Genomic DNA, 1,827 nt, shown 5'->3' on the forward strand with positions numbered 1-1,827 from the left:
TTATAACGATGAATTCAGGCCTTCAAGCAACGAAAGCTCTTATTATGTCTAATGTAATTCCCTTTAAAAAACCATCCCCAAAGGCCAAGCATAAAGGCAAAACTTTATGCAAAAGCGGCTTTCATAAGTGGAAGGTTATAAGCAACTCAAAGTTCGACGTTAAACNGGGCAAGCTTGTAACGGTGTCAAAATGCCAGCGTTGCGGCCTTGTAAAAAACGAACTTAAATAACAGTTTTGCCTAACTAAATATTTCGTAAGCCTTTAAGGTGATAAAAGCTATAGACGAGTCTATCATTTAACTTTACGATCTTTCATCCTGTAATTTGCACTAAAGTGTGCATTGAGACTAGATTTTTCAACTACATTTACAATAAGCAAAATAAGCCATGCATTTTAAATTCGCTTTGTTTTTTACTCTCATCTTTCAAACTTTCACTATTGCTGCAAATCCTCAGCACGGTATTGCAATGCATGGTTCGTTAAAATACGACCCGTCTTTTGAGCATTTTGACTACGTCAACCCTGTTGCAAACCAGGGTGGCACATTAAAACTAGGCGTTGTCGGTGATAACTTCGACAGTTTCAACCCTTATATTATTAAAGGCGTTTCTGCCGCGGGTGTTCGCTACTTGTATGAAAGTCTCACAAAGCATGCGAGTGATGAAGCTTTCAGCGAATATGGACTAATTGCCGAAACAATCGAGACGCCTGATGACCGTTCATCAGTTACATTCAAGCTAAACCCTAATGCCAAGTTTTCTGATGGCAGCCCCATAACAGCAGACGACGTAAAGTTCAGTTTCGAAACACTAACGAAGCATGAAAAAGCACAACCATTCTATGCAGCTTACTATGCCGATGTAAAAAACGTTGAGGTTCGCTCAGATTCAGTCATTCATTTTGAGTTTGCTACCAATCAAAATAAAGAACTCCCGCTCATCATTGGTCAACTCCCGATTTTTTCCAAAAACTATTGGAGTAAACACGATTTCGGTAAATCGTCGCTAAATATTCCTGTCGGCAACGGCCCTTACATGATCGACAGCTTTGACCCTGGTCGCTCGGTCACACTGAAGAAAAACCCAAACTACTGGGCAAAAGATCTTGCGGTTAACAAGGGTATGTATAATTTCGATAAAATCGTATACGAATATTACAAAGATAACACTGTTGCATTGGAGGCTTTCAAAGCTGGCGAGTTTGATTTCCGCATTGAGAACACTGCACGCAACTGGGCTAACGCCTACGTCGGCCCAAAGTTTGATAACGGCGAACTGATCAAAGAAGAAGTTAAGCACGAGCGCCCAGCCGGTCTTCAGGCTTTTGTTATCAATACACGTAGAGAACTTTTCAAGGATAGCCGTGTCAGACAGGCGCTCGCCTATGCATTTGACTTTGAATGGACCAACCAGAATTTGTTTAATGGGCAATATGCACGCAGTAATAGTTATTTTGAGAACTCTGAACTCGCTTCGCGGGGCTTGCCGACTGGTGAAGAGCTAAGCACCCTTGAAGCCTTTAGAGACCAACTTCCATCATCTGTTTTTACAAGTGAATACCGTTCACCTAGCACAGAAAAACCTGCAAGCTTGCGAAAAAATTTAAGGAAAGCCATCAAGTTACTGAAAGAAGCAGGCTGGTCTGTGAAGGATGGCAAGCTGACAAATAAGCAGAGCGGAAAGCCCTTTTCATTCGAGTTTTTATTATTCCAGAAAGACTTTGAGCGTGTAGTACAACCCTTTATTAAAAATCTTGAAAAACTTGGAATTGAAGCCGGTATCCGCGTCGTAGATACTACCCAGTATATAAATCGCCGCCGCTCTTTT

Annotated in this window: 1 protein-coding gene; it reads left to right on the top strand. The window is 41.4% G+C overall.

The annotated features are described in order from the left end of the window. Positions 1 to 387: 387 nt before the first annotated feature. The coding region (locus A3761_RS02575) for an extracellular solute-binding protein (RefSeq protein ID WP_068749748.1) at positions 388 to 1,827 on the top strand (1,440 nt) is incomplete at its 3' end.

This window comes from Oleiphilus sp. HI0123, assembly GCF_001635315.1.